The following is an 18,506-nucleotide window of genomic DNA, read 5'->3' on the forward strand; positions in this document are numbered from 1 at the left end:
CGATCAGGCCCGGTCCGCGAAGGCCCGCACCCGTTCGACCAGTGCGGCGTTGTCGCGGATCCACCCGTAGTGCCTGCTGCCCGGGGTGCCTTCGCCGAGCACGAGTTCCCAGTGCGTCACGCGTGCGCTCGTGAGCTTGTCGCAGAGCCCCCGCACCCCTGCGGGCGGGGCCATGCCGTCGCCCCGTACGGTCACCGCCAGCACCGGCAGGTCCATCCGGGCCAGGCCGGGCTCGAAGTCCTCGGGCGAGGACGGCACGTCGTAGCGGCCCGTGCGGACCTGGGTGGCCATGTCCCGCAGCACCTGCGCGCTGTCGTTGCCCAGCACCTTGATGCGCCGGCCGGGGAAGTAGCCGTACACGGAGGCGAAGGCGGCCGCGAGGTGGAACCCCGCGAGCATCCCCAGGCTCTGCGGAAACGGCCAGCCGCGGTAGTGGCAGGACGGGGCCCCCACCAGGACCGCGCCCGCGGCCATGTGCGGCTCCCGGCCGAGGTAGAGCGTGCCGAGCTGCCCTCCGAGGCTGTGCCCCAACAGCAGGCGCGGCGCCCCCGGGAAGGCGGCCGCGACCGCCCGGAACAGCGCGGGCAGGTCGTACGCCACCATCTCGTGGTAGCCGTAGCGCACTCCGCGCCGCACGCGGACCGAGCTCGTGCCCTGCCCCCGCAACTCGCCGACGGCCACCTGGAACCCGGCCCCTGCGAGCGCTTCCGCCAGCGGGGTGTAGGAGGCGGCCCGGGTGCCCATCGCGGGCAGGCACACCACCACCGGGGCCGACGGCTCGTCGGGCCTTCGGTGGAACCGGACTTGAGCCGTGGCGCCGTCCTCGGCGCGCACGGTCTCCGTGGTCACTTCGGTGGACGACACCGCAGGCCTCCCTCGCTCCTGGTCATCCTGCGCTCTGCGCGGAGCACGTTCAACAGCCGGATCACGCCGGGCGTCCGGACCCGGCGGCTGCGGCCGCATCGCGGAGCGTGTGATGATCCCTGCCGTGACCCCCACCGGTATCGAATTCCTCGCCTCGTTCGTCAGGACCGGACGCCTGCACGGGATCGGCATCGGCTCCACCCTCGACGAGGCCGGCCGGGCCGTCCGGCACCGCTTCGTCGACGTCGTCGATGAGGGCGGCGAGTCGCTGCGCCGCGACCACGGGTTCGTCGAGCTCTACTTCAACCCCGTCCCCGGCGGCGGGTGGGTGATGTCCGGCGGATCCGTCGAGCTCCACCGGCTCGCCCCCGGCCACGGCGCGGCGCAGGAATGGGCCCGGACGACGGGGGTCGGGTTCCCCCGTCACGTCGCGTGGGAGACCCTGCGCGCGGAACTCGCGCGGGTCCCCGGCGCCCCGGAACTGACGGTCGGCGATCAGGGCGGCTTCCTCGAACACCGGGCGGCCGCGTCCGGCGTCTCCGTGATCGTCGTGGACGACGAGGAGGAGGAGCGGGGCTGCCACCCGGGCCACGGCGACGTGTGGAGCGTCAGCCTGTGGGGACCCGTCCCGGCGCGGTGACCGCCGGTCCGGGCGCGGCGTTCGCCCCGACGGGCAGGGGCGGTGCGCCGGATCAAGGGGGTGGCCCGTCTGGGCCGGTCGGGTGCTTGACCCGCCCCGGGCGATTGGGTGCTCCCCGATCGGGCACCTGCAGACCATGGCCTTCGAACATCCTGCGGAGAAGGGCGGGCGGGGGCGGCTCGGCCGCTTCGAGAAGCTGGCCGAGCTGGCCTCCAACTTCACCAGCTCCGCCGTCTTCTCCGTGTTCTGCGTCCTGCTGGTGGCCGCCTTCGTCGGAGCCCATCTGGCGCATGTGAGCACGAGCTGGCAGCACCTGCTCGGCGACGCGATGGGCGCGGTCGCCCTGCTGCTCCTGGCCCTGCTGAAGAATTCCGAGCGCAGGGCCGAGCACGCGATCCAGCTCAAGCTCGACGCCATCGCGGCCGCGCTCCTGGAGCAGTACGAGGGCGAGCCGGGCCGCGCGCACAGGGACCTCGCCAAGGCCATCGGGATCGAGGAGGGCGAGTAGCGGCAGCGTCCGGCCACCCCCTGGGCCCCGTCCGGCGGATCATGGCCGGGGCCACGACGTCCGGCGCGGCACCTCGCCGCGTTGCCGAAACGCCCGACAGCCGCGTTCTCGCGGGATGCCGCAGGCGGTCCCGGCGGAGAAGGACGCGGCCGACGACAGAGTCTCGCTGGTGTCGGTCGACTCGACGATCGTACGAGCCCACCAGCACGCCACGGAGGGCTTTCGAGGGTGCTTCGGATCGGCCACCATGGAGGTCCGTCGGCGATCCGAGGGTGGGGATGAGCGAGAGCAGGGACGTTCTGGACGGGCAACCGGAGCAGGTCGGACCCGCGCCGTGGCTGGCGTTGGCCTGTCTGGCCGGGCTGCTTCTGGCCTACGTCGTGCTGACGAACTTCACCGGAGAGCTGCGGGCGGCGCTGTGGGGCGATTCCGGGACCGTGACCGAAGCCGACTGCCGGACGCACGACAACACCGTGGCCAATGCGGGAACGTCGACGTCCTGCTCGGGTGCCTTCACCCCGGACGACGGCGGCTCGTCGTTCGACGTCCCCGTCGAGGGCGACATAGATGCGCAACCGGTCCGTGCGTGGCTGGTGGACGGTACGTCCGGCACCGCGTACGTCTCACCGACGGTGTGGGCGGGGGTGCTCCCGGTGGGACTGTCCCTCCTCCTGACCGCTCTCCCGGCGGCGGTGACGGTGAAGCACGTGCGCCGCGCCCACGCACAACGCCCTGGAGAGCCTCTGCAAGGATCAGACCCAGAGCCGCGTGCGTGATCGACGACGACGCGCAGGAAGGGTTCGGCGCGCACGTCACCCGGCTCGACACCGACAGGCCGGGCCTCTGGCCAGGGGAACGGCCCACGGCCGACGCCGGGCTCGATCGACAGGACACCTAGGTCCTGTCGTCAAAGTCCCGCCTGGCCCGCGGCGCCCGGCCCGACCGGCGCTACTTCGACGACAGGACGTAGGGCCGAGCGGACGCCGAAACGGCGCTTTCGAGTGACTCCCCGCGCGGCCTCGGCCATGGGCGCCCCGGACTCCCCGACCATCTCAGGCGGCCGGTCATGTTCCGGCCACGGGCCGCCGACCAGGCCGGGCACCGCGCACGCGCGGCTCCGGGCCGCCGCTGGGAGATCCCTTGTACGTCCTGCTCATCGCGAGCGCGTTCAACAGCCTCACGCAGCGAGTCCACGCCGAGCTGCGCGACCGCGGCCACCGCGTCGCGGTCGAACTCGCGCTGCCCGGCGCCTGCCTGGCCGACGCCGTCCGCGGTCACCGCCCCGACCTCGTGCTCGCCCCCATGCTGCGCACGGCCCTGCCCGAGGAGGTGTGGGCCGCACACACCTGCCTGATCGTCCACCCGGGACCGGTCGGCGACCGCGGCCCCTCCTCGCTCGACCGGGCCATCCAGGACGGCGAGTCCCGGTGGGGGGTGACCGTCCTGCAGGCCAACGCGGAGATGGACGCCGGCGACGTCTGGGCCTCGGCCCCCTGCCCGGTGCCGCCGGTCGGCAAGAGCGACCTCTACCGGGGCGAGATCGCGGACGCCGCGCTGGAGGCCGTCCTGCTCGCGGTGGAACGGTTCGCCTCCGGTACCTACACCCCGCAGCCCCAGGCCGAGGGCCGGGCCCGCCCGCTGCTGCGCCAGGAGGAGCGCCGGATCGACTGGGAGAACGACACCACCGAGGACGTCCTGCGCGCGCTGCGCGCCGCCGACTCGCAGCCCGGCGTACGGGACGACGACCTGCTCGGCGGCGAGTGGTTCCTGTACGGCGGGCACCGCGAGGAGCAGCTGCGCGGCCGCCCCGGCGAGCTGCTGGCCACCCGGACCGGGGCGCTCTGCCGGGCCACGGCCGACGGCGCGGTCTGGATCCCGGAACTGCGCGCCCGCCGCCGGCCGGGAGGCCCGGCCGCCCCCAAACTGCCCGCCGCGCTCGCGCTCGCCGACCGGCTGCCCCCGCTTCCCGAACGTCCCGCACCGCCGCACAGCGGCCCGCACCGCCGCACCTGGTCCGACATCGGCTACCACGAGGAGGGACAGGCCGGTTTCCTGGCGTTCTCCTTCCCGGGCGGCGCCATGAGCACCGCGCACTGCCGACGTCTGCTGGACGCCTACCGGGACGCCCTCACCCGGCCCACCACCGTCCTGGTCCTGGGCGGCGGCCGCGACTTCTTCTCCAACGGCATCCACCTCGGCGTCATCGAGGCGGCCGCCGACCCGGCCGAGGAGTCCTGGGCCAACATCAACGCCATGAACGACCTGGTCGAGGCGGTGCTCACCACCACCGATCGCCTCGTGGTCAGCGCACTGGGCGGCAACGCCGCCGCCGGAGGGGCCATGTTCGCCCTCGCCGCCGACGAGGTCTGGTGCCGCTCGGGCGTCGTCCTGAACCCGCACTACCGCCTGATGGGCCTGCACGGCTCCGAGTACTGGACGTACACCCTCCCGCGCCGCGTAGGCCCGGTGCTCGCGGAGCGCCTCACCGCCGAGGCCCTCCCGCTGAGCGCCGCGGCCGCGCAGGAGCTCGGACTGGCCGACCGTACGGTGCCCTGCGCGCCCGGGGACTTCACCGGCGAGACGGAGCGCCTCGCGGTCCGGCTCGCCGCCCTGCCCGCCACCGCCTCCCGGATCGCCGGGAAGAAGGCGGCGCGCGAGCGCGACGAGGCGGTCCGGCCGCTGGCCGCCCACCGCGAGGCCGAGCTGGCCCTCATGCGCCAGACCTTCTTCGACCCGGACGCCCCCTACCACGCACTGCGCCGCGCCTTCGTCCGCAAGGAGCGCCCGGCCGCCACGCCGGCCCACCTCGGCCGCGCCGCGGCCGTCCGGCCGCGCGGTGTCACTGGACTGGCCGCACCTGACGCGGCGCGCGGGCCGGACTGCTGTTAGCAAGAAAGGTGTGGACGAGGCAGGCCGCCTCCCCCTCACCCCCACCACCCCCCTCCCCGAGGAGCCGTCCCATGGCCACAGCGACACAGGACCCGGTCGAGGACCCGCTGATCCACATTCTCTGGATCAACGCGGGTCTGAGCTGCGACGGCGACTCGGTGTCCCTGACGGCGGCGATGCAGCCGAGCATCGAAGAGATCGTGACCGGCGTGCTGCCCGGTCTGCCCAGGGTCGCCGTGCACTGGCCGCTGATCGACTTCGAATGCGGCCCGGTCGGCGGCGCCGACACCTTCATCGAGTGGTTCTTCAAGGGCGAGCGGGGCGAGATCGATCCCTTCGTCCTGGTGGTCGAGGGATCGATCCCCAACGAGAAGATCAAGCCCGAGGGCTACTGGTGCGGCTTCGGTGACGACCCGGAGACCGGCCAGCCCATCACCACCAGCGAGTGGATCGACCGCCTCGCCCCCAAGGCCCTCGCCGTCGTGGCCATCGGCACCTGCGCCACGTACGGCGGCATCCACGCGATGGAGGGCAACCCGACGGGCGCCATGGGCGTGCCCGACTACCTGGGCTGGGACTGGACCTCGAAGGCCGGCATCCCCATCGTCTGCGTGCCGGGCTGCCCGATCCAGCCCGACAACTTCTCGGAGACCCTGACCTACCTGCTCTACCAGGCGGCCGGCTCCGCGCCGATGATCCCCCTCGACGACAAGCTGCGCCCGACCTGGCTCTTCGGGGCCACCGTGCACGAGGGCTGCGACCGCGCCGGCTACTACGAGCAGGGCCAGTTCGCCGAGACGTACGACTCCCCGCTCTGCCTCGTCAAGCTCGGCTGCTGGGGTCCCGTCGTCAAGTGCAACGTCCCCAAGCGCGGCTGGATGAACGGCATCGGCGGCTGCCCCAACGTCGGCGGCATCTGCATCGCCTGCACGATGCCCGGCTTCCCCGACAAGTTCATGCCGTTCATGGACGAACCCCCCGGCGCCAAGGTCTCCACGCGGGCGAGCAGTGCGTACGGCGCGCTGATCCGCAGGCTCCGCTCGGTCACCGCCCACACCGTGGACGAGGAACCGAAGTGGAGGCAGACCGGCCGGAGCCTGACCACGGGCTACCGCCCGCCCTGGTGACGGCTCCCGGGGCTCCCCGGGTCCCCAGGGTTCCGGAACCTCCGCGTTCCGGTTCCCCTGCGTTCCGGTTCCCCGGGCCCCGGGGAACCGGAACCCGCAAACGCACCACCAACTCCCGCTCCCCGCACCGAAGAAGGGTCACGGCAGAAACGATGACACCGAAGACGAAGGCGGCCGCAGACGGCAGCGGCCTGGTGGAGATGGCCTGGGATCCGATCACCCGGATCGTCGGCAGCCTCGGCATCCACACGAAGATCGACTTCAAGCAGAAGCGGGTCGCGGAGTGCTACAGCACCTCGTCGGTCTTCCGCGGCTACAGCGTCTTCATGCGCGGCAAGGACCCCCGCGACGCGCACTTCATCACCAGCCGCATCTGCGGCATCTGCGGTGACAACCACGCCACCTGCTCGGTGTACGCGCAGAACATGGCCTACGGGGTGAAGCCGCCCCACCTCGCCGAGTGGATCATCAACCTGGGCGAGTCCGCGGAGTACATGTTCGACCACAACATCTTCCAGGAGAACCTGGTCGGGGTCGACTACTGCGAGAAGATGGTCCGCGAGACCAACCCGGGCGTCCTGGAACTTGCCGAGCGCACCCCCGCCCCGCACGCCGGCGAGCACGGCTACCGGACCATCGCCGACATCATGCGCTCCCTCAACCCCATCGAGGGCGAGTTCTACCGCGAGGCGCTCCAGGTCTCCCGCTACACGCGCGAGATGTTCTGCCTGATGGAGGGCCGCCACGTGCACCCCTCCACCCTCTACCCGGGCGGCGTCGGCACCATCGCCTCCGTCCAGCTCTTCACGGACTACATGAGCCGCCTCATGCGGTACTGCGAGTTCATGAAGAAGGTCGTCCCGCTCCACGACGACCTCTTCGACTTCTTCTACGAGGCCCTGCCCGGATACGAGGAGGTCGGCCGCCGGCGCGTCCTCCTCGGCTGCTGGGGCGCCCTCAACGACCCCGAGTACTGCGACTTCACGTACGCCAACATGACCGACTGGGGACGGAAGATGTTCGTCACCCCGGGCGTGGTGGTGGACGGCAAGCTGGTCACCAACGACCTCACCGAGATCAACCTCGGCATCCGCATCCTGCTCGGCAGCTCGTACTACGACGACTGGCAGGGCCAGGAGCAGTTCGTCACCCACGACCCGCTCGGCAACCCCGTCGACCCGCGCCACCCGTGGAACCAGCACACCATCCCTGCCCCGCAGAAGCGCAACTTCGACGACAAGTACAGCTGGGTCATGTCGCCCCGCTGGTTCGACGGCAAGGACCACCTGGCCCTGGACACCGGCGGCGGCCCCATCGCCCGCCTGTGGTCCACCGCCCTGTCGGGCCTGGTCCACACCGACTACGTGCAGGCCACCGGTCACAGCGTCGTGATCACCCTGCCGCGCACGATGACCAAGCCCGAGACCCGCTTCGAGTGGAAGATCCCGAAGTGGAGCAACGCGCTCGAACGCAACCGCGCGCGCACCTACTTCCAGGCCTACGCGGCCGCCATCGCCCTGCACTGCGCCGAGAAGGGCCTCGCCGAGGTCCGCGCCGGACGCACCCAGACCTGGGAGAAGTTCGAGGTCCCGGACGAGGGGCTCGGCGTCGGCTTCACCGAGGCGGTACGGGGCGTCCTGTCGCACCACATGGTCATCCGAGACGGGAAGATCGCCAACTACCACCCCTACCCGCCGACCCCGTGGAACGCCAGCACCCGCGACACCTTCGGCACGCCCGGCCCCTACGAGGACGCCGTGCAGAACACCCCGATCTTCGAGGAGAACACCCCGGAGAACTTCAAGGGCATCGACATCATGCGCGCCGTCCGCAGCTTCGACCCCTGTCTGCCGTGCGGAGTGCACATGTACGTCGGCGGCGGCAAGACGGTCAAGACGATGCACGTGCCCACCGGTCTGAGCGGACTGGGCGGATGACGGCCGCGATCGACGGCGCCCGGGCCGGGCGCCGCGTCGAGGAGGTGCTCGACCGGCTCGCCGCCACCGGCGACCGGGCGGCGTGCACGGCTGCCGAGGAACTGGTGCGCGTCCTCATGGACTTCTACGGCGCCGGGCTCGCCCGCATCGTCGAGAAGATCGGGGCGGGCCCGCTCGAGCCCGTCTACGACGACGAACTCGTGGCGAGCCTGCTCTCCCTGCACGGGCTGCACCCCGAGGACGTGCACACCCGCATCGCCCGGGCCCTGGCCGCCCACGGCGAACCGGTGGAACTGCTCGGCTTCGACGAGAACACCGGCGTCCTGCGACTGCGCCCCGCCGCCGCCTCCACCGGCTGCGGTTGCGGCTCCGGCTCGGGCGGCCCGGACGATGCCGCACGGACCCTGGAGGACAGCCTGGCCTGCTTCGCCCCCGAGGTGACGAGCGTGGAACGGGAGCCCGCCGCGGCCCCGGCCCCCGCCCTCCTGCAGATCGGCACCCGGCCCCCGAGCCCGGCGCGGGTGCCGTGAACGGGCCCGGTCTCCTCCACGACGGCCCGCGCGCCCCGCGCGGGCTGCGCCGGTTCGCGGGCCCCCGCCCGCCCCGGCCCGAGACCTGCGAACTGTGCGGGGTCGTCGTGCCCCGCGACGGCCACCGCCATCTGGTGCAGACCGAGCAGCGCGCGCTGGTGTGCGCCTGCACCGCCTGCGCCCTGCTGTTCGACCGGCCGGGCTCGGGCACCGGACGCCTGCGGGCCGTCCCGGACCGCTACCTCACCGACCCCGGCCACCGGCTCGACGACGGCGCGTGGGAGCTCCTCCAGATCCCGGTCGGCGTCGCGTTCTTCTTCCGCAACGCCGCCCTCGACCGGCTGGTGGCCCTCTACCCGAGCCCGGCCGGAGCCACCGAGAGCGAACTCGACCCCGAGACCTGGCAGACCGCACTGGGCACCGGCCGGCTCTCCGCACTCCTCGAACCCGATGTCGAGGCGCTGCTGCTGCGCCGCTCGGAGGGCCGTACCGAGTGCTACCTGGTGCCGATCGACATCTGCTACGAGCTGGTGGGGCGGATGCGGCTGCTGTGGCAGGGCTTCGACGGCGGGGCGGAGGCACGGGCGGCGCTCAAGACCTTCTTCGAGCAGGTGGAACGACGCTCCAGGGCCCTGCCGGAGACGGCGGACACGGCGGCGACGGCGGAGGGCGGGACCCGATGACGGAATTCGCCTTCACCTGCACCGGAGTGCGCGCCGACCCGTACGCCGCCGGTCCCACCCTCGTCTTCCGGCTGCGGATCACCGCCGCCGGAGGCGCCCGCGTGCACGCCATCGCCCTGCGCTGCCAGATCCGCATCGAACCGGCCCGGCGTGGCTACGGCCCCGCCGAGGCGGAAGGGCTGGCGGACCTGTTCGGCGAGCGCTCGCGCTGGGGCCACACCCTCCAGCCCGTGCAGTTCGCCCAGGTCTCCGTGATGGTCCCGAGCTTCACCGGGGAGACGGAGACCGACCTCGTCGTGCCCTGCACCTACGACATGGACATCGCCGCGACCCGGTACTTCGAAGCCCTGGAGGAGGGCGAGGTACCCCTGCTGATGCTGTTCTCCGGCACCGCCTTCACCGGTGACGCCGGCTTCCGCGTCGAACCGGTGCCCTGGGACCGCGAAGCCGCGTACCGGATGCCCGTGCCCGTGTGGCGCGAGATGGTCGAGCAGCACTTCCCCGGCTGCGGCTGGCTCCGGCTGCCCCGCGACACCATGGACGAGCTGCTCGCCTACCGCTCCCGCCACGCGCTCGCCTCGTGGGAGGCGACCGTACGGGCCCTGCTGGACGCGGCCGCCCCGCCGCAGCCGCAGGACCCTCCGGGTCCCGTCCGGCTGGGCGCGATCCTGCCGCGCCTCACCGAGAGGGCGGCTCCGTGACCACGACGACCACCCCCAAGTCCTCCTCCCGCTTCGCGGTCGCCCGGCAGGTGGCCGACGCGGTCCTGCTGGAGGGGTACGTGCTCTACCCCTACCGCGCCTCGGCCGCCAAGAACCGGCTGCGCTGGCAGTTCGGCGTCCTCGTGCCCCCGGCCTGGGGCCGCGCGCACGACGAGCACGTCTTCCAGCAGACCGAGATCCTGATGGAACCGCGGGGCGCGGCGACCCTCGCCCTGGAACTGCGTTTCCTGCACGCGCAGCGGCGTACGGTCGAACAGGCCTCGGACGGCGGCGGCTTCACCGAGGTCGCCGAGCTGCACCTGGCCGACCGGGTCCTGGTGCCCTGGGACGAGGGTACCGAGGAACGGGTCGAGGCGACCGTGCCCGTCGCCGAGCTGCTGGGTGAGGACGGCGTCACCTTCCCCTTCAGCCGCCCCGCCCGCGTCGACACCGAGCCCGTCCTCGACGCCGACGGGCGCACGGTCGGCCGGCTGGTGCGGCGTACCGAGGAGATCGAGGGCAGGCTACGGCTGCACGCCACCGAACTGCCCGGCGCGTACCGTGTGTTCCGGCTCCGGGCGGTGGTGGAGAACACCAGCCCCTGGACGCCGCCTCCCGGCTCCGGCCCCGTCGACCGCGAGGCCGCCCTGCCCCACTCGCTGGTCGCCGCACACCTGCTGCTGGGCCTGGACTCCGGATCCTTCCTGTCCATGACCGACCCGCCCGAGTGGGCCAGGGAGGCGGTGGCTGCCTGCGCCAACCGCCACACCTGGCCGGTGCTCGCCGGCGAACCCGGCCGCGCCGACGTGGTCCTGTCCTCCCCGATCATCCTGGAGGACCACCCGGCCATCGCCCCCGAGAGCGTGGGCGCCATGTACGACGCCACCGAGATCGACGAGATCCTCGCCCTGCGCACGGCCGCCCTGACCGAGCAGGAGAAGCGCGAGGCCCGCGGTACCGACCCCCGGGCGGCTGCCGTGATCGACCTCGCCGACTCCATGCCGCCCGAGGTACTGGAACGACTGCACGGCGCCGTCCGCGCCCTGCGGGAGGTCACCGGCCCGGAACAGCCCCCGCTGCTCACGGAACTCCCCTCCGAGGACGTGGTGTTCAGACCCGACACGCCCTGGTGGGACCCGGCCCGCGCGGACACCGCCGACCCCTCCCGCGACCGGATCACCATCGACGGCGCCTCGGTGGGCCCCGGCAGCCGGGTCCTGCTCCGCCCCGGACTCCGGCGCACCGACGCCCAGGACCTGTTCCTCCAGGGCCGCACCGCGCAGGTCGAGGCCGTTCTGCACGACGTCGACGGGGGAGTGCACCTCGCCGTCACCGTGGAGGACGACCCGGGCGCGGACATCCGCCGCGAGCAGGGCCGGTTCCTCTACTTCCAGCCCGACGAGGTCACCCCCCTGGAGGACGCGTGAACGACCGGGTCCTGATCGCCGGCATCGGCAACGTCTTCCTCGGGGACGACGGCTTCGGCGTCGAGACCGTGCGGGCCCTGGCCGCGCACCCCCTGCCCGACGGCGTCGAGGCGGTGGACTTCGGCGTCCGCGGAGTCCACCTCGCCTACCAGATCCTCGACGGCTACGACACGCTCGTGCTGGTCGACGCCACCGCACGCGGCGGCGAACCCGGCACCCTCTACCTCATCGAGGCCGACGGGAGCACGAGCACGAGCACGAGTACGAGTACGAGCACGAGCACGGGGCAGGGCGGGGCCGCCGCCGGGGCACCGGAGGCGCCCGTCCTGGACGGCCACCAGATGTCCCCCGACACCGTCCTCGCCCTGCTGGACACCCTGTGCGCCGGGACCGGTGCCACCCCTCCGCGGCGCACGCTCGTCCTCGGCTGCGAACCGGCCGGTGTCGAGGAGGGCATCGGACTGAGCGCACCGGTGGCCGCCGCCGTGCCGGAGGCCGTACGCATGGCCCTGGACCTGATCCACGGCCGGGCCGACGACGAAACCGAACGGACCCGCCGCGAACTGAGGAGAACCCCATGAAGAAGGCCGTCTTCGGAGCGGCCGCGGCCGCCGCCCTCGCCGCTGCCGTGCTGCAGATCCTCCCCGACCTCCGGCGGTACCTGCGCATGCGCCGGATGTGACACCGCCGCGGGGCACGGCCGTGGACGCGGGTGCGGACGCATCGGCGGACACGGGCGCCCGAATGGCGTACGGGGCGTGACGCGCACCGGCGTGCCCGACCGCCCGGACCCCGTCCCGCCGGTTCAATGAGCCCCGGCAGGACGGAGTCCGATGCACGAGATGTCGATCGCCATGGCCGTCGTGGGCCAGGTGGAAGAGGCCGCCCGGTCGGGCGGCGCACAGGCCGTCACCTCGGTACGGCTGCAGGTCGGCGAGCTGGCGGGGGTGGTGCCCGACGCGCTGGCCTTCTGCTTCGAACTGGCCTGCGCCGGAACGGTCCTCGAAGGCGCCGAACTCGTCACGGAGTCCGTGACGGCCCGCGCCCGCTGCGGGGCCTGCCCCGGCACCTGGGCCGTGGGGATGCCCCCCGAACTGTGCTGCCCCGGATGCGGCAGGGCCACCGGGGTGGAACTGCTGTCGGGCCGTGAGCTGGAGATCCTCAGCGTGTGCTGGGAAGACGGCCCCGCCGGTGCCCGTACCCGCGAACCGATTCCCGAGGAGGCCTGAACCATGTGCCGAGTGGTCGATCTGCGGCAGGCGGTGCTCGCCAAGAACGATGTCGCCGCCCAGGTCCTGCGCACCGAACTCACCGCGCGCGGTACGACGGTGGTCAACCTGCTCTCCAGCCCCGGCAGCGGGAAGACGGCGCTGCTGGAGCGCGAACTGCTCCTCGGCCGGGAGCGGGGCGTGGCCGTGGCCGCGCTGACGGCCGACCTGGCCACCGAGAACGACGCCGTGCGGCTGGCCCGTTCGGGCGTACCGGTCAAGCAGGTGCTCACCGACGGGCTGTGCCATCTGGAGGCCGCGATGCTCGGCCGGCACCTGGACGGCTGGCTGCCGGCGGACACCCGGCTGCTCTTCGTGGAGAACGTGGGCAATCTGGTCTGCCCGGCCGGCTACGACCTCGGGGAGTCGCTGCGGGTGGTGCTCGCCTCGGTGACCGAGGGCGAGGACAAGCCGCTGAAGTATCCGACCGCCTTCGGACTGGCCCAGCTGGTGGTGGTCACCAAGACCGACATCGCGCGAGCCGTCGAGTTCGACGAGGCCGCCTTCCGCGCCAACGTCGAGCAGGTCAATCCGGGCGTGGAGGTGGTGCTCACCTCGGCGCGGGCGGGTGAGGGCCTGGGCGTCCTGCTCGACCGGGCGCTGGCGGCGGGGGAGGGCACCGGCACGCACACGCCGGTGATGGCCCGCCGGCACACCCACGGGCACGGTCACACCCACGGGCACGGCGACACCCACGACCACGACCACGACCACGAGCACGAGCACGAGCACGAGCACGGCGAGGACCACGTCCACGACGAGGACCGCGATCACCCCCACGTCCACCCCGTCGCGCAGACGCGCTGATGGAGGCGGTGCAGCGCCGCCGGGTCACCGTCCGGGGCGTGGTCCAGGGCGTCGGCTTCCGGCCCTATGTCTACACACGCGCCACCGGGCTGGGTCTGGCCGGGCACGTCACCAACACCCCCGAGGGCGTTGTCGCGGAGGTCGAGGGCGCCCCGGCTGCGGTGTCGCGGTTCTGCGAACGGCTCGCGGCGGACGCGCCCCCGCTGGCCGTGGTCGACGCCGTCGACCACTGGGAGGTCCCCGTGGCGGGCGGCGCCGGATTCACCATCATCGCCTCCCTGACCGGCGGCCCCGCCCGGACGCTGGTCTCCCCGGACGTGGCCACCTGCGCCGACTGCCTCGCCGAACTCGCCGATCCCGCCGACCGGCGCCACCGGCACCCCTTCATCACCTGCACCCATTGCGGGCCGCGCTTCACCATCGTCACCGGGCTGCCGTACGACCGCGCCCACACCACCATGGCCGGCTTCCCCATGTGCCCCGACTGCGCCCGGGAGTACGAGGACCCGGCCGACCGCCGCTTCCACGCCCAGCCCGTCGCCTGCCCGGCCTGCGGTCCCCGGCTCAGGCTGCTGACCGGCCACCCGCCCCGCGAGCGCGCCGCGGCCGACCCGGTCGCCGGAGCCCGCAGGCTCCTGGCCGCCGGGGCGATCCTCGCCGTCAAGGGCCTGGGCGGCTACCACCTGGCCTGCGACGCGACCGACGCCGGCGCCGTGGCCGAGCTGCGCAGGCGCAAGGCGCGCGGGGACAAGCCCTTCGCCCTGATGGCCCGCAACCTTGCCGACGTCGAGCGGTTCGCGCACATCGGCCCCGCTGAACGCGAACTGCTCACGGGGGGCGCCCGGCCCATCGTGCTGCTCCGCCGCCGCGCGGGCGGGGACGGCCCGGACGGGGTCGCCCCGCGCTGTCCCGACCTCGGCGTGATGCTCCCGTACACCCCCGTCCACCACCTGCTGCTCGGGCTGCCCGGGGATCCGCCGGGCCCCCGGCTGCTCGTCATGACCAGCGGGAACCTCGCGGGGGAGCCCATCGTCACCGACGACGACGAGGCGCTGGACCGGCTGGCCGCCCTCGCCGACGGATGGCTGACCCACGACCGCCCGATCCACGTGCCGTGCGACGACTCCGTGGTGCGGGTGTGCGACGGCGAGACGCTGACGCTGAGGCGCTCGCGCGGGTACGCCCCGCTGCCGCTGACCCTGCCCTTGCCGGTCCCCGCCACCCTCGCCGCGGGCGGGGACCTCAAGAACGCCTTCTGCCTCGGCGAGGGGCGCCGGGCCTGGCTGTCCGCCCACATCGGCGACATGGACGACCTGGCCACCCAGTACGCCCTCGAAGGCGCCGAGCGGCAGCTGGAGTCCATCACCGGCGTCGTCCCCGGGCTCGTCGCCGCCGACCGGCACCCGGGCTACCGCTCCGCCCAGTGGGCGCGGCGCGCCGCCGGCGCCCGGCCCCTCGTCCGCGTCCAGCACCACCACGCGCACATCGCCTCCGCGCTGGCGGAGCACGGCCTGGACGGCGGCCGCCCGGTGATCGGCGTCGCCTTCGACGGCACCGGATACGGCGACGACGGCGCCGTGTGGGGCGGCGAGGTCCTCCTCGCCGACTACGCGGGGTACACCCGCTTCGCCCACCTCGCGTACGTCCCGCTGCCGGGCGGCGACGCGGCCGTGCACCGCCCGTACCGCATGGCGCTCTCCCATCTGCGGGCCGCCGGCATCGCGTGGACACCGGACCTGCCCTGCGCCGCTGTCTGTCCGCCGGACGAACTCCAGCTGCTGGAGCGTCAGCTGGAACGCGGGCTGAACTGCGTCCCCACCTCCAGCATGGGCCGCCTCTTCGACGCGGTCTCGTCCCTGGCCGGGATCTGCCATCGGGCCGGTTATGAGGCGCAGGCCGCGATCGAGCTGGAGGGGGCGGCGTACGGGGTGCACGTGGCCGGGACCGAAGACGGCCCCGGCCCCGACCTCGGTACCGGCTTCGGGTCCGACCTCGGTTCCGGCTTCGGGTCCGACCTCGGCCCCGACCTCGGCCCCGACCTCGGCCCCGACCTCGGTTCCGGCTACGCCTTCGGTCTGCGCGTGCCACCGGAGCCGGCCGACGGGCCGGTCACGGCCGATCCCGCTCCCGTACTGGCCGCCGTCGTGGCCGACCTGCGCGCCGGGACCCGTCCGGCGCTGATCGCCGCCCGTTTCCACGCCTCCGTGGCCGCCCTCGTCGTCGCGCTCTGCGACCTCGCGCGCGAGCGGCACGGCCTGGACACCGTCGCCCTGACCGGCGGGGTCTTCGCCAACACCCTGCTCTCCTCGGCGTCCGCCCGGATGCTGCGCGCGTCCGGCTTCACCGTGCTGCGGCACGGCCGGATCCCCCCGAACGACGGCGGGCTGTCCCTCGGCCAGCTGATGGTGGCCGCCGCGCACGGCGACGCCCCCTGACACCACTGACCCCCCTGACGCCACCCACAGCAAGGAGAAGCCCATGTGCCTGGCGGTGCCCGGCAGAGTGCTCGACATCGGGGAGAAGGACGGCACCCGCATGGCCACCGTCGACTTCGGCGGTGTGCAGAAGGAAGTGTGCCTGGAGTACCTCCCGGACCTGCAGGTGGGCGAGTACGCGATTGTCCACGTGGGGTTCGCCCTCCAGCGTCTCGACGAGGAGTCGGCCAAGCAGACTCTCGAACTCTTCGCCCAACTCGGCATGCTGCAGGAAGAGTTCGGCGATCCATGGGAGCAGGCGGCTGCGGCCGGCGGCGACCCCTGGCCCTTCGCCGACGATCCCGGATCCGGATCCCCGTCCGGATCGGAGCCCGAGCTCGAACCCGGGACCGTACCCGCACCCGAACGCGTCCTCGCCGTACCGCAGGAGGAAGTCCAGCCGTGAAGTACATCGAGGAGTTCCAGGACCCCGACCTCGCCCGTCGGCTGCTCGACGACATCCACGCCACGGTGACCCGCCCCTGGGCCCTGATGGAGGTCTGCGGCGGTCAGACCCACACCATCATCCGGCACGGGATCGATCAACTGCTGCCGGATCAGGTGGAGTTGATCCACGGACCGGGATGTCCGGTGTGCGTCACCCCGCTGGAGGTCATCGACAAGGCGCTGGAGATCGCCTCCCGCCCCGATGTGATCTTCTGCTCCTTCGGGGACATGCTGCGGGTGCCCGGGACCGGCCGCGACCTCTTCCAGGTAAGGAGCGAGGGCGGCGACGTACGCGTCGTGTACTCTCCGCTCGACGCCCTGCGGATCGCCCAGGAGAACCCGAAGCGCCAGGTGGTCTTCTTCGGCATCGGCTTCGAGACCACGGCGCCGCCCAACGCGATGACCGTCCACCAGGCGAAGAAGCTGGGCATTGCCAACTTCAGCCTGCTGGTCTCCCACGTCCGGGTTCCCCCGGCGATCGAGGCGATCATGCAGTCGCCGAGCTGCCGGGTCCAGGGCTTCCTCGCCGCCGGGCACGTCTGCAGCGTGATGGGCGTGCGCGAGTACCCCGAACTGGCCGCGCGCCACCGGGTGCCGATCGTGGTGACGGGATTCGAGCCGCTGGACATCCTGGAGGGCGTGCGCCGGGCCGTGCGGCAGCTGGAGCGAGGTGAGCACACCGTCGACAACGCCTACGCGCGCGCCGTCCGCCCCGAGGGCAACCCGGCCGCCCTCGCCATGCTGGAGGACGTCTTCGAGGTAACCGACCGGGCCTGGCGGGGCATCGGCGTCATCCCCGACAGCGGCTGGCGGCTGTCGCCCCGCTACCGGGAGTTCGACGCCGAACACCGCTTCTCGGTCACCGGCATCAAGACCCTGGAGCCGGCCGAGTGCCGCAGCGGCGAGGTGCTCCAGGGGTTGCTGAAACCGCACGAGTGCGAGGCCTTCGGCACGCTCTGCACCCCGCGCAGCCCGCTCGGCGCCACCATGGTCTCCAGCGAGGGGGCCTGCGCCGCGTACTACCTCTACCGGCGCCTCGAGCTGGGTACCGTGCCCGCGGTCGCGACTGCCGCGACCGCCACCACCCCTGTGAACGCCCCGCTGGAGGCGAGCCCCGTTGTCTGACACCGCACTCGACATCACGGGCTGGACGTGCCCCGCCCCGCTGCGCGACCGCCCCCGCGTGGTGATGGGCCACGGCGGCGGAGGCGCACTCTCCGCCGAACTGGTCCAGCACCTCTTCGCCCCCGCCTTCGGCGGTGAAGTGCTCGCCCAGCTCGGGGACTCCGCGGCCGTCTCGCTGGGCGGGGTCCGGCTGGCGTTCTCCACCGACTCGTACGTGGTGCGGCCGCTCTTCTTCCCGGGCGGCTCCATCGGCGAGCTCGCCGTCAACGGCACGGTCAACGACCTGGCCATGAGCGGCGCGGAAGCGGCTTACCTGTCCTGCGGGTTCATCCTGGAGGAGGGCGTCGAGATGTCGGTCGTGGCGCGCGTCGCCGAGTCCATGGGCGCTGCCGCGCGGGCCGCGGGCGTGGAGGTGGCGACCGGCGACACCAAGGTGGTGGAGTCGGGCCACGGCGACGGCATCTACATCAACACCGCGGGCATCGGGATCATCCCCGAGGGGGTGGACCTGCGACCGCAGCGCGTCGTACCGGGTGACGTCGTCATCGTCAGCGGTGAGATCGGACTCCACGGAGTCGCGATCATGAGTGTCCGCGAGGGACTCGAATTCGGCGTGGACGTCCAGAGCGACTGCGCGGCCCTCGGCGGCCTCGTACGGAGCATGCTCGCCGTCACCCCGGACCTGCACGTGCTGCGCGACCCCACCCGGGGCGGCCTGGCTGCCTCCCTGAACGAGATCGCGGCCGCTTCGGGCACCGGTGTCGTGATCCACGAGGGCCGCGTCCCGGTCCCCGCGGCCGTCGCGAACGCCTGCGCGATCCTCGGGCTCGACCCGCTCTACGTGGCCAACGAGGGCAAGCTGGTCGCCTTCGTACCGCGCGAGCACGCCGACGCCGTCCTCGACACCATGCGCGCCCATCCCCTGGGCCGCGACGCGGCGGTGATCGGCGAGGCCGTCGACGCCCACCCGGGCCTGGTCGTGGCCCGTACCGCCCTCGGCGGCACCCGCGTGGTCGACCTGCCGATCGGGGAGCAGCTCCCGCGCATCTGCTGAACGGTGCGCAAGATGGGTGCCGGCC

19 protein-coding genes and 1 pseudogene are annotated in these 18,506 nt (G+C 73.0%); 19 read left to right on the top strand and 1 reads right to left on the bottom strand.

From position 1 onward, the window contains the following. Window positions 1–3 precede the first annotated feature (3 nt). Window positions 4–864 carry an alpha/beta hydrolase family protein gene (locus tag OG444_RS29975; protein WP_327265117.1) on the bottom strand — a complete coding sequence of 287 codons (861 nt, stop codon included), beginning with the start codon at window positions 862–864 and terminating at the stop codon, window positions 4–6. Between the two features lie 124 nt (window positions 865–988). Between OG444_RS29975 and OG444_RS29980 the strand changes: the two genes are divergently transcribed. The 19 genes and pseudogenes from OG444_RS29980 to hypE all read left to right on the top strand — a co-directional run bounded on the left by OG444_RS29980 (window position 989) and on the right by hypE (window position 18,481). Continuing rightward, on the top strand, window positions 989–1,504 hold the full coding sequence (locus OG444_RS29980) for a hypothetical protein (RefSeq protein WP_327265118.1): 516 nt from the start codon (window positions 989–991) through the stop codon (window positions 1,502–1,504). 136 nt (window positions 1,505–1,640) lie between these two features. Beyond that, on the top strand, window positions 1,641–2,012 hold the full coding sequence (locus OG444_RS29985) for a low affinity iron permease family protein (protein ID WP_327265119.1): 372 nt from the start codon (window positions 1,641–1,643) through the stop codon (window positions 2,010–2,012). Window positions 2,013–2,290: 278 nt separating this feature from the next. Beyond that, window positions 2,291–2,788, top strand: a complete 498-nt coding sequence (locus OG444_RS29990; protein ID WP_327265120.1) for a hypothetical protein — start codon at window positions 2,291–2,293, stop codon at window positions 2,786–2,788. Continuing rightward, window positions 2,785–2,910 carry a hypothetical protein gene (locus tag OG444_RS29995; RefSeq protein ID WP_327265121.1) on the top strand — a complete coding sequence of 42 codons (126 nt, stop codon included), beginning with the start codon at window positions 2,785–2,787 and terminating at the stop codon, window positions 2,908–2,910. The genes OG444_RS29990 and OG444_RS29995 overlap by 4 nt, the downstream gene beginning before the upstream one ends. Before the next feature lie 242 nt (window positions 2,911–3,152). Continuing rightward, window positions 3,153–4,901, top strand: a complete 1,749-nt coding sequence (locus tag OG444_RS30000) for an enoyl-CoA hydratase-related protein (RefSeq protein ID WP_327265122.1) — start codon at window positions 3,153–3,155, stop codon at window positions 4,899–4,901. Between the two features lie 71 nt (window positions 4,902–4,972). Next, the gene (locus tag OG444_RS30005; protein WP_327265123.1) at window positions 4,973–6,028 is read left to right on the top strand and encodes a hydrogenase expression protein HypE; all 1,056 of its coding nucleotides are present in this window, start codon (window positions 4,973–4,975) and stop codon (window positions 6,026–6,028) included. Window positions 6,029–6,180: 152 nt separating this feature from the next. Next, window positions 6,181–7,965 carry a nickel-dependent hydrogenase large subunit gene (locus tag OG444_RS30010; RefSeq protein ID WP_327265124.1) on the top strand — a complete coding sequence of 595 codons (1,785 nt, stop codon included), beginning with the start codon at window positions 6,181–6,183 and terminating at the stop codon, window positions 7,963–7,965. Next, window positions 7,962–8,495 (top strand): hypothetical protein, encoded by a 534-nt coding sequence (locus OG444_RS30015; protein WP_327265125.1) that lies wholly within the window; start codon window positions 7,962–7,964, stop codon window positions 8,493–8,495. Before OG444_RS30010 ends, OG444_RS30015 begins: the two co-directional genes overlap by 4 nt. After that, a complete protein-coding gene (locus tag OG444_RS30020; RefSeq protein ID WP_327265126.1) occupies window positions 8,492–9,178 on the top strand; it encodes a DUF5947 family protein in 687 nt (228 codons plus the stop codon). Before OG444_RS30015 ends, OG444_RS30020 begins: the two co-directional genes overlap by 4 nt. Then, window positions 9,175–9,879, top strand: a complete 705-nt coding sequence (locus tag OG444_RS30025; RefSeq protein WP_327265127.1) for a DUF6084 family protein — start codon at window positions 9,175–9,177, stop codon at window positions 9,877–9,879. Before OG444_RS30020 ends, OG444_RS30025 begins: the two co-directional genes overlap by 4 nt. Further along, on the top strand, window positions 9,876–11,306 hold the full coding sequence (locus OG444_RS30030; RefSeq protein WP_327265128.1) for a hypothetical protein: 1,431 nt from the start codon (window positions 9,876–9,878) through the stop codon (window positions 11,304–11,306). Before OG444_RS30025 ends, OG444_RS30030 begins: the two co-directional genes overlap by 4 nt. After that, window positions 11,303–11,887 (top strand): hydrogenase maturation protease, encoded by a 585-nt coding sequence (locus OG444_RS30035; protein ID WP_327265129.1) that lies wholly within the window; start codon window positions 11,303–11,305, stop codon window positions 11,885–11,887. The genes OG444_RS30030 and OG444_RS30035 overlap by 4 nt, the downstream gene beginning before the upstream one ends. Next, the gene (locus OG444_RS40810) at window positions 11,884–11,988 is read left to right on the top strand and encodes a DUF6893 family small protein (protein ID WP_401678052.1); all 105 of its coding nucleotides are present in this window, start codon (window positions 11,884–11,886) and stop codon (window positions 11,986–11,988) included. The genes OG444_RS30035 and OG444_RS40810 overlap by 4 nt, the downstream gene beginning before the upstream one ends. Before the next feature lie 151 nt (window positions 11,989–12,139). Next, window positions 12,140–12,535 carry a hydrogenase maturation nickel metallochaperone HypA/HybF gene (locus OG444_RS30040; RefSeq protein WP_327265130.1) on the top strand — a complete coding sequence of 132 codons (396 nt, stop codon included), beginning with the start codon at window positions 12,140–12,142 and terminating at the stop codon, window positions 12,533–12,535. Between the two features lie 3 nt (window positions 12,536–12,538). After that, window positions 12,539–13,381 (top strand): hydrogenase nickel incorporation protein HypB, encoded by an 843-nt coding sequence (gene hypB, locus OG444_RS30045; RefSeq protein ID WP_327265131.1) that lies wholly within the window; start codon window positions 12,539–12,541, stop codon window positions 13,379–13,381. Then, window positions 13,381–15,816, top strand: a complete 2,436-nt coding sequence (gene hypF / locus OG444_RS30050; protein ID WP_327265132.1) for a carbamoyltransferase HypF — start codon at window positions 13,381–13,383, stop codon at window positions 15,814–15,816. Before hypB ends, hypF begins: the two co-directional genes overlap by 1 nt. Before the next feature lie 43 nt (window positions 15,817–15,859). Further along, window positions 15,860–16,138: pseudogene (locus tag OG444_RS30055) on the top strand (HypC/HybG/HupF family hydrogenase formation chaperone); the annotation flags it as partial. A 119-nt stretch (window positions 16,139–16,257) separates the two neighbouring features. Continuing rightward, a complete protein-coding gene (gene hypD / locus OG444_RS30060; RefSeq protein ID WP_327265134.1) occupies window positions 16,258–17,427 on the top strand; it encodes a hydrogenase formation protein HypD in 1,170 nt (389 codons plus the stop codon). Beyond that, window positions 17,420–18,481, top strand: coding sequence for a hydrogenase expression/formation protein HypE (gene hypE, locus OG444_RS30065; protein WP_327265135.1), 1,062 nt, complete (start codon window positions 17,420–17,422; stop codon window positions 18,479–18,481). The genes hypD and hypE overlap by 8 nt, the downstream gene beginning before the upstream one ends. Window positions 18,482–18,506: the final 25 nt, after the last annotated feature.

Origin of the sequence: Streptomyces sp. NBC_01232 (assembly GCF_035989885.1) — a bacterium.
GTDB lineage: Bacteria > Actinomycetota > Actinomycetes > Streptomycetales > Streptomycetaceae > Streptomyces.

Coding starts and splice junctions, on each gene's coding strand:
- OG444_RS29985 (WP_327265119.1), top strand. CDS start 1,641: ATGGCCTTCGAACATCCTGCGGAGAAGGGCGGGCGGGGGCGGCTCGGC.
- OG444_RS29990 (WP_327265120.1), top strand. CDS start 2,291: ATGAGCGAGAGCAGGGACGTTCTGGACGGGCAACCGGAGCAGGTCGGA.
- OG444_RS30005 (WP_327265123.1), top strand. CDS start 4,973: ATGGCCACAGCGACACAGGACCCGGTCGAGGACCCGCTGATCCACATT.
- OG444_RS30010 (WP_327265124.1), top strand. CDS start 6,181: ATGACACCGAAGACGAAGGCGGCCGCAGACGGCAGCGGCCTGGTGGAG.
- OG444_RS30015 (WP_327265125.1), top strand. CDS start 7,962: ATGACGGCCGCGATCGACGGCGCCCGGGCCGGGCGCCGCGTCGAGGAG.
- OG444_RS30025 (WP_327265127.1), top strand. CDS start 9,175: ATGACGGAATTCGCCTTCACCTGCACCGGAGTGCGCGCCGACCCGTAC.
- OG444_RS40810 (WP_401678052.1), top strand. CDS start 11,884: ATGAAGAAGGCCGTCTTCGGAGCGGCCGCGGCCGCCGCCCTCGCCGCT.
- OG444_RS30040 (WP_327265130.1), top strand. CDS start 12,140: ATGCACGAGATGTCGATCGCCATGGCCGTCGTGGGCCAGGTGGAAGAG.
- hypB (WP_327265131.1), top strand. CDS start 12,539: ATGTGCCGAGTGGTCGATCTGCGGCAGGCGGTGCTCGCCAAGAACGAT.
- hypF (WP_327265132.1), top strand. CDS start 13,381: ATGGAGGCGGTGCAGCGCCGCCGGGTCACCGTCCGGGGCGTGGTCCAG.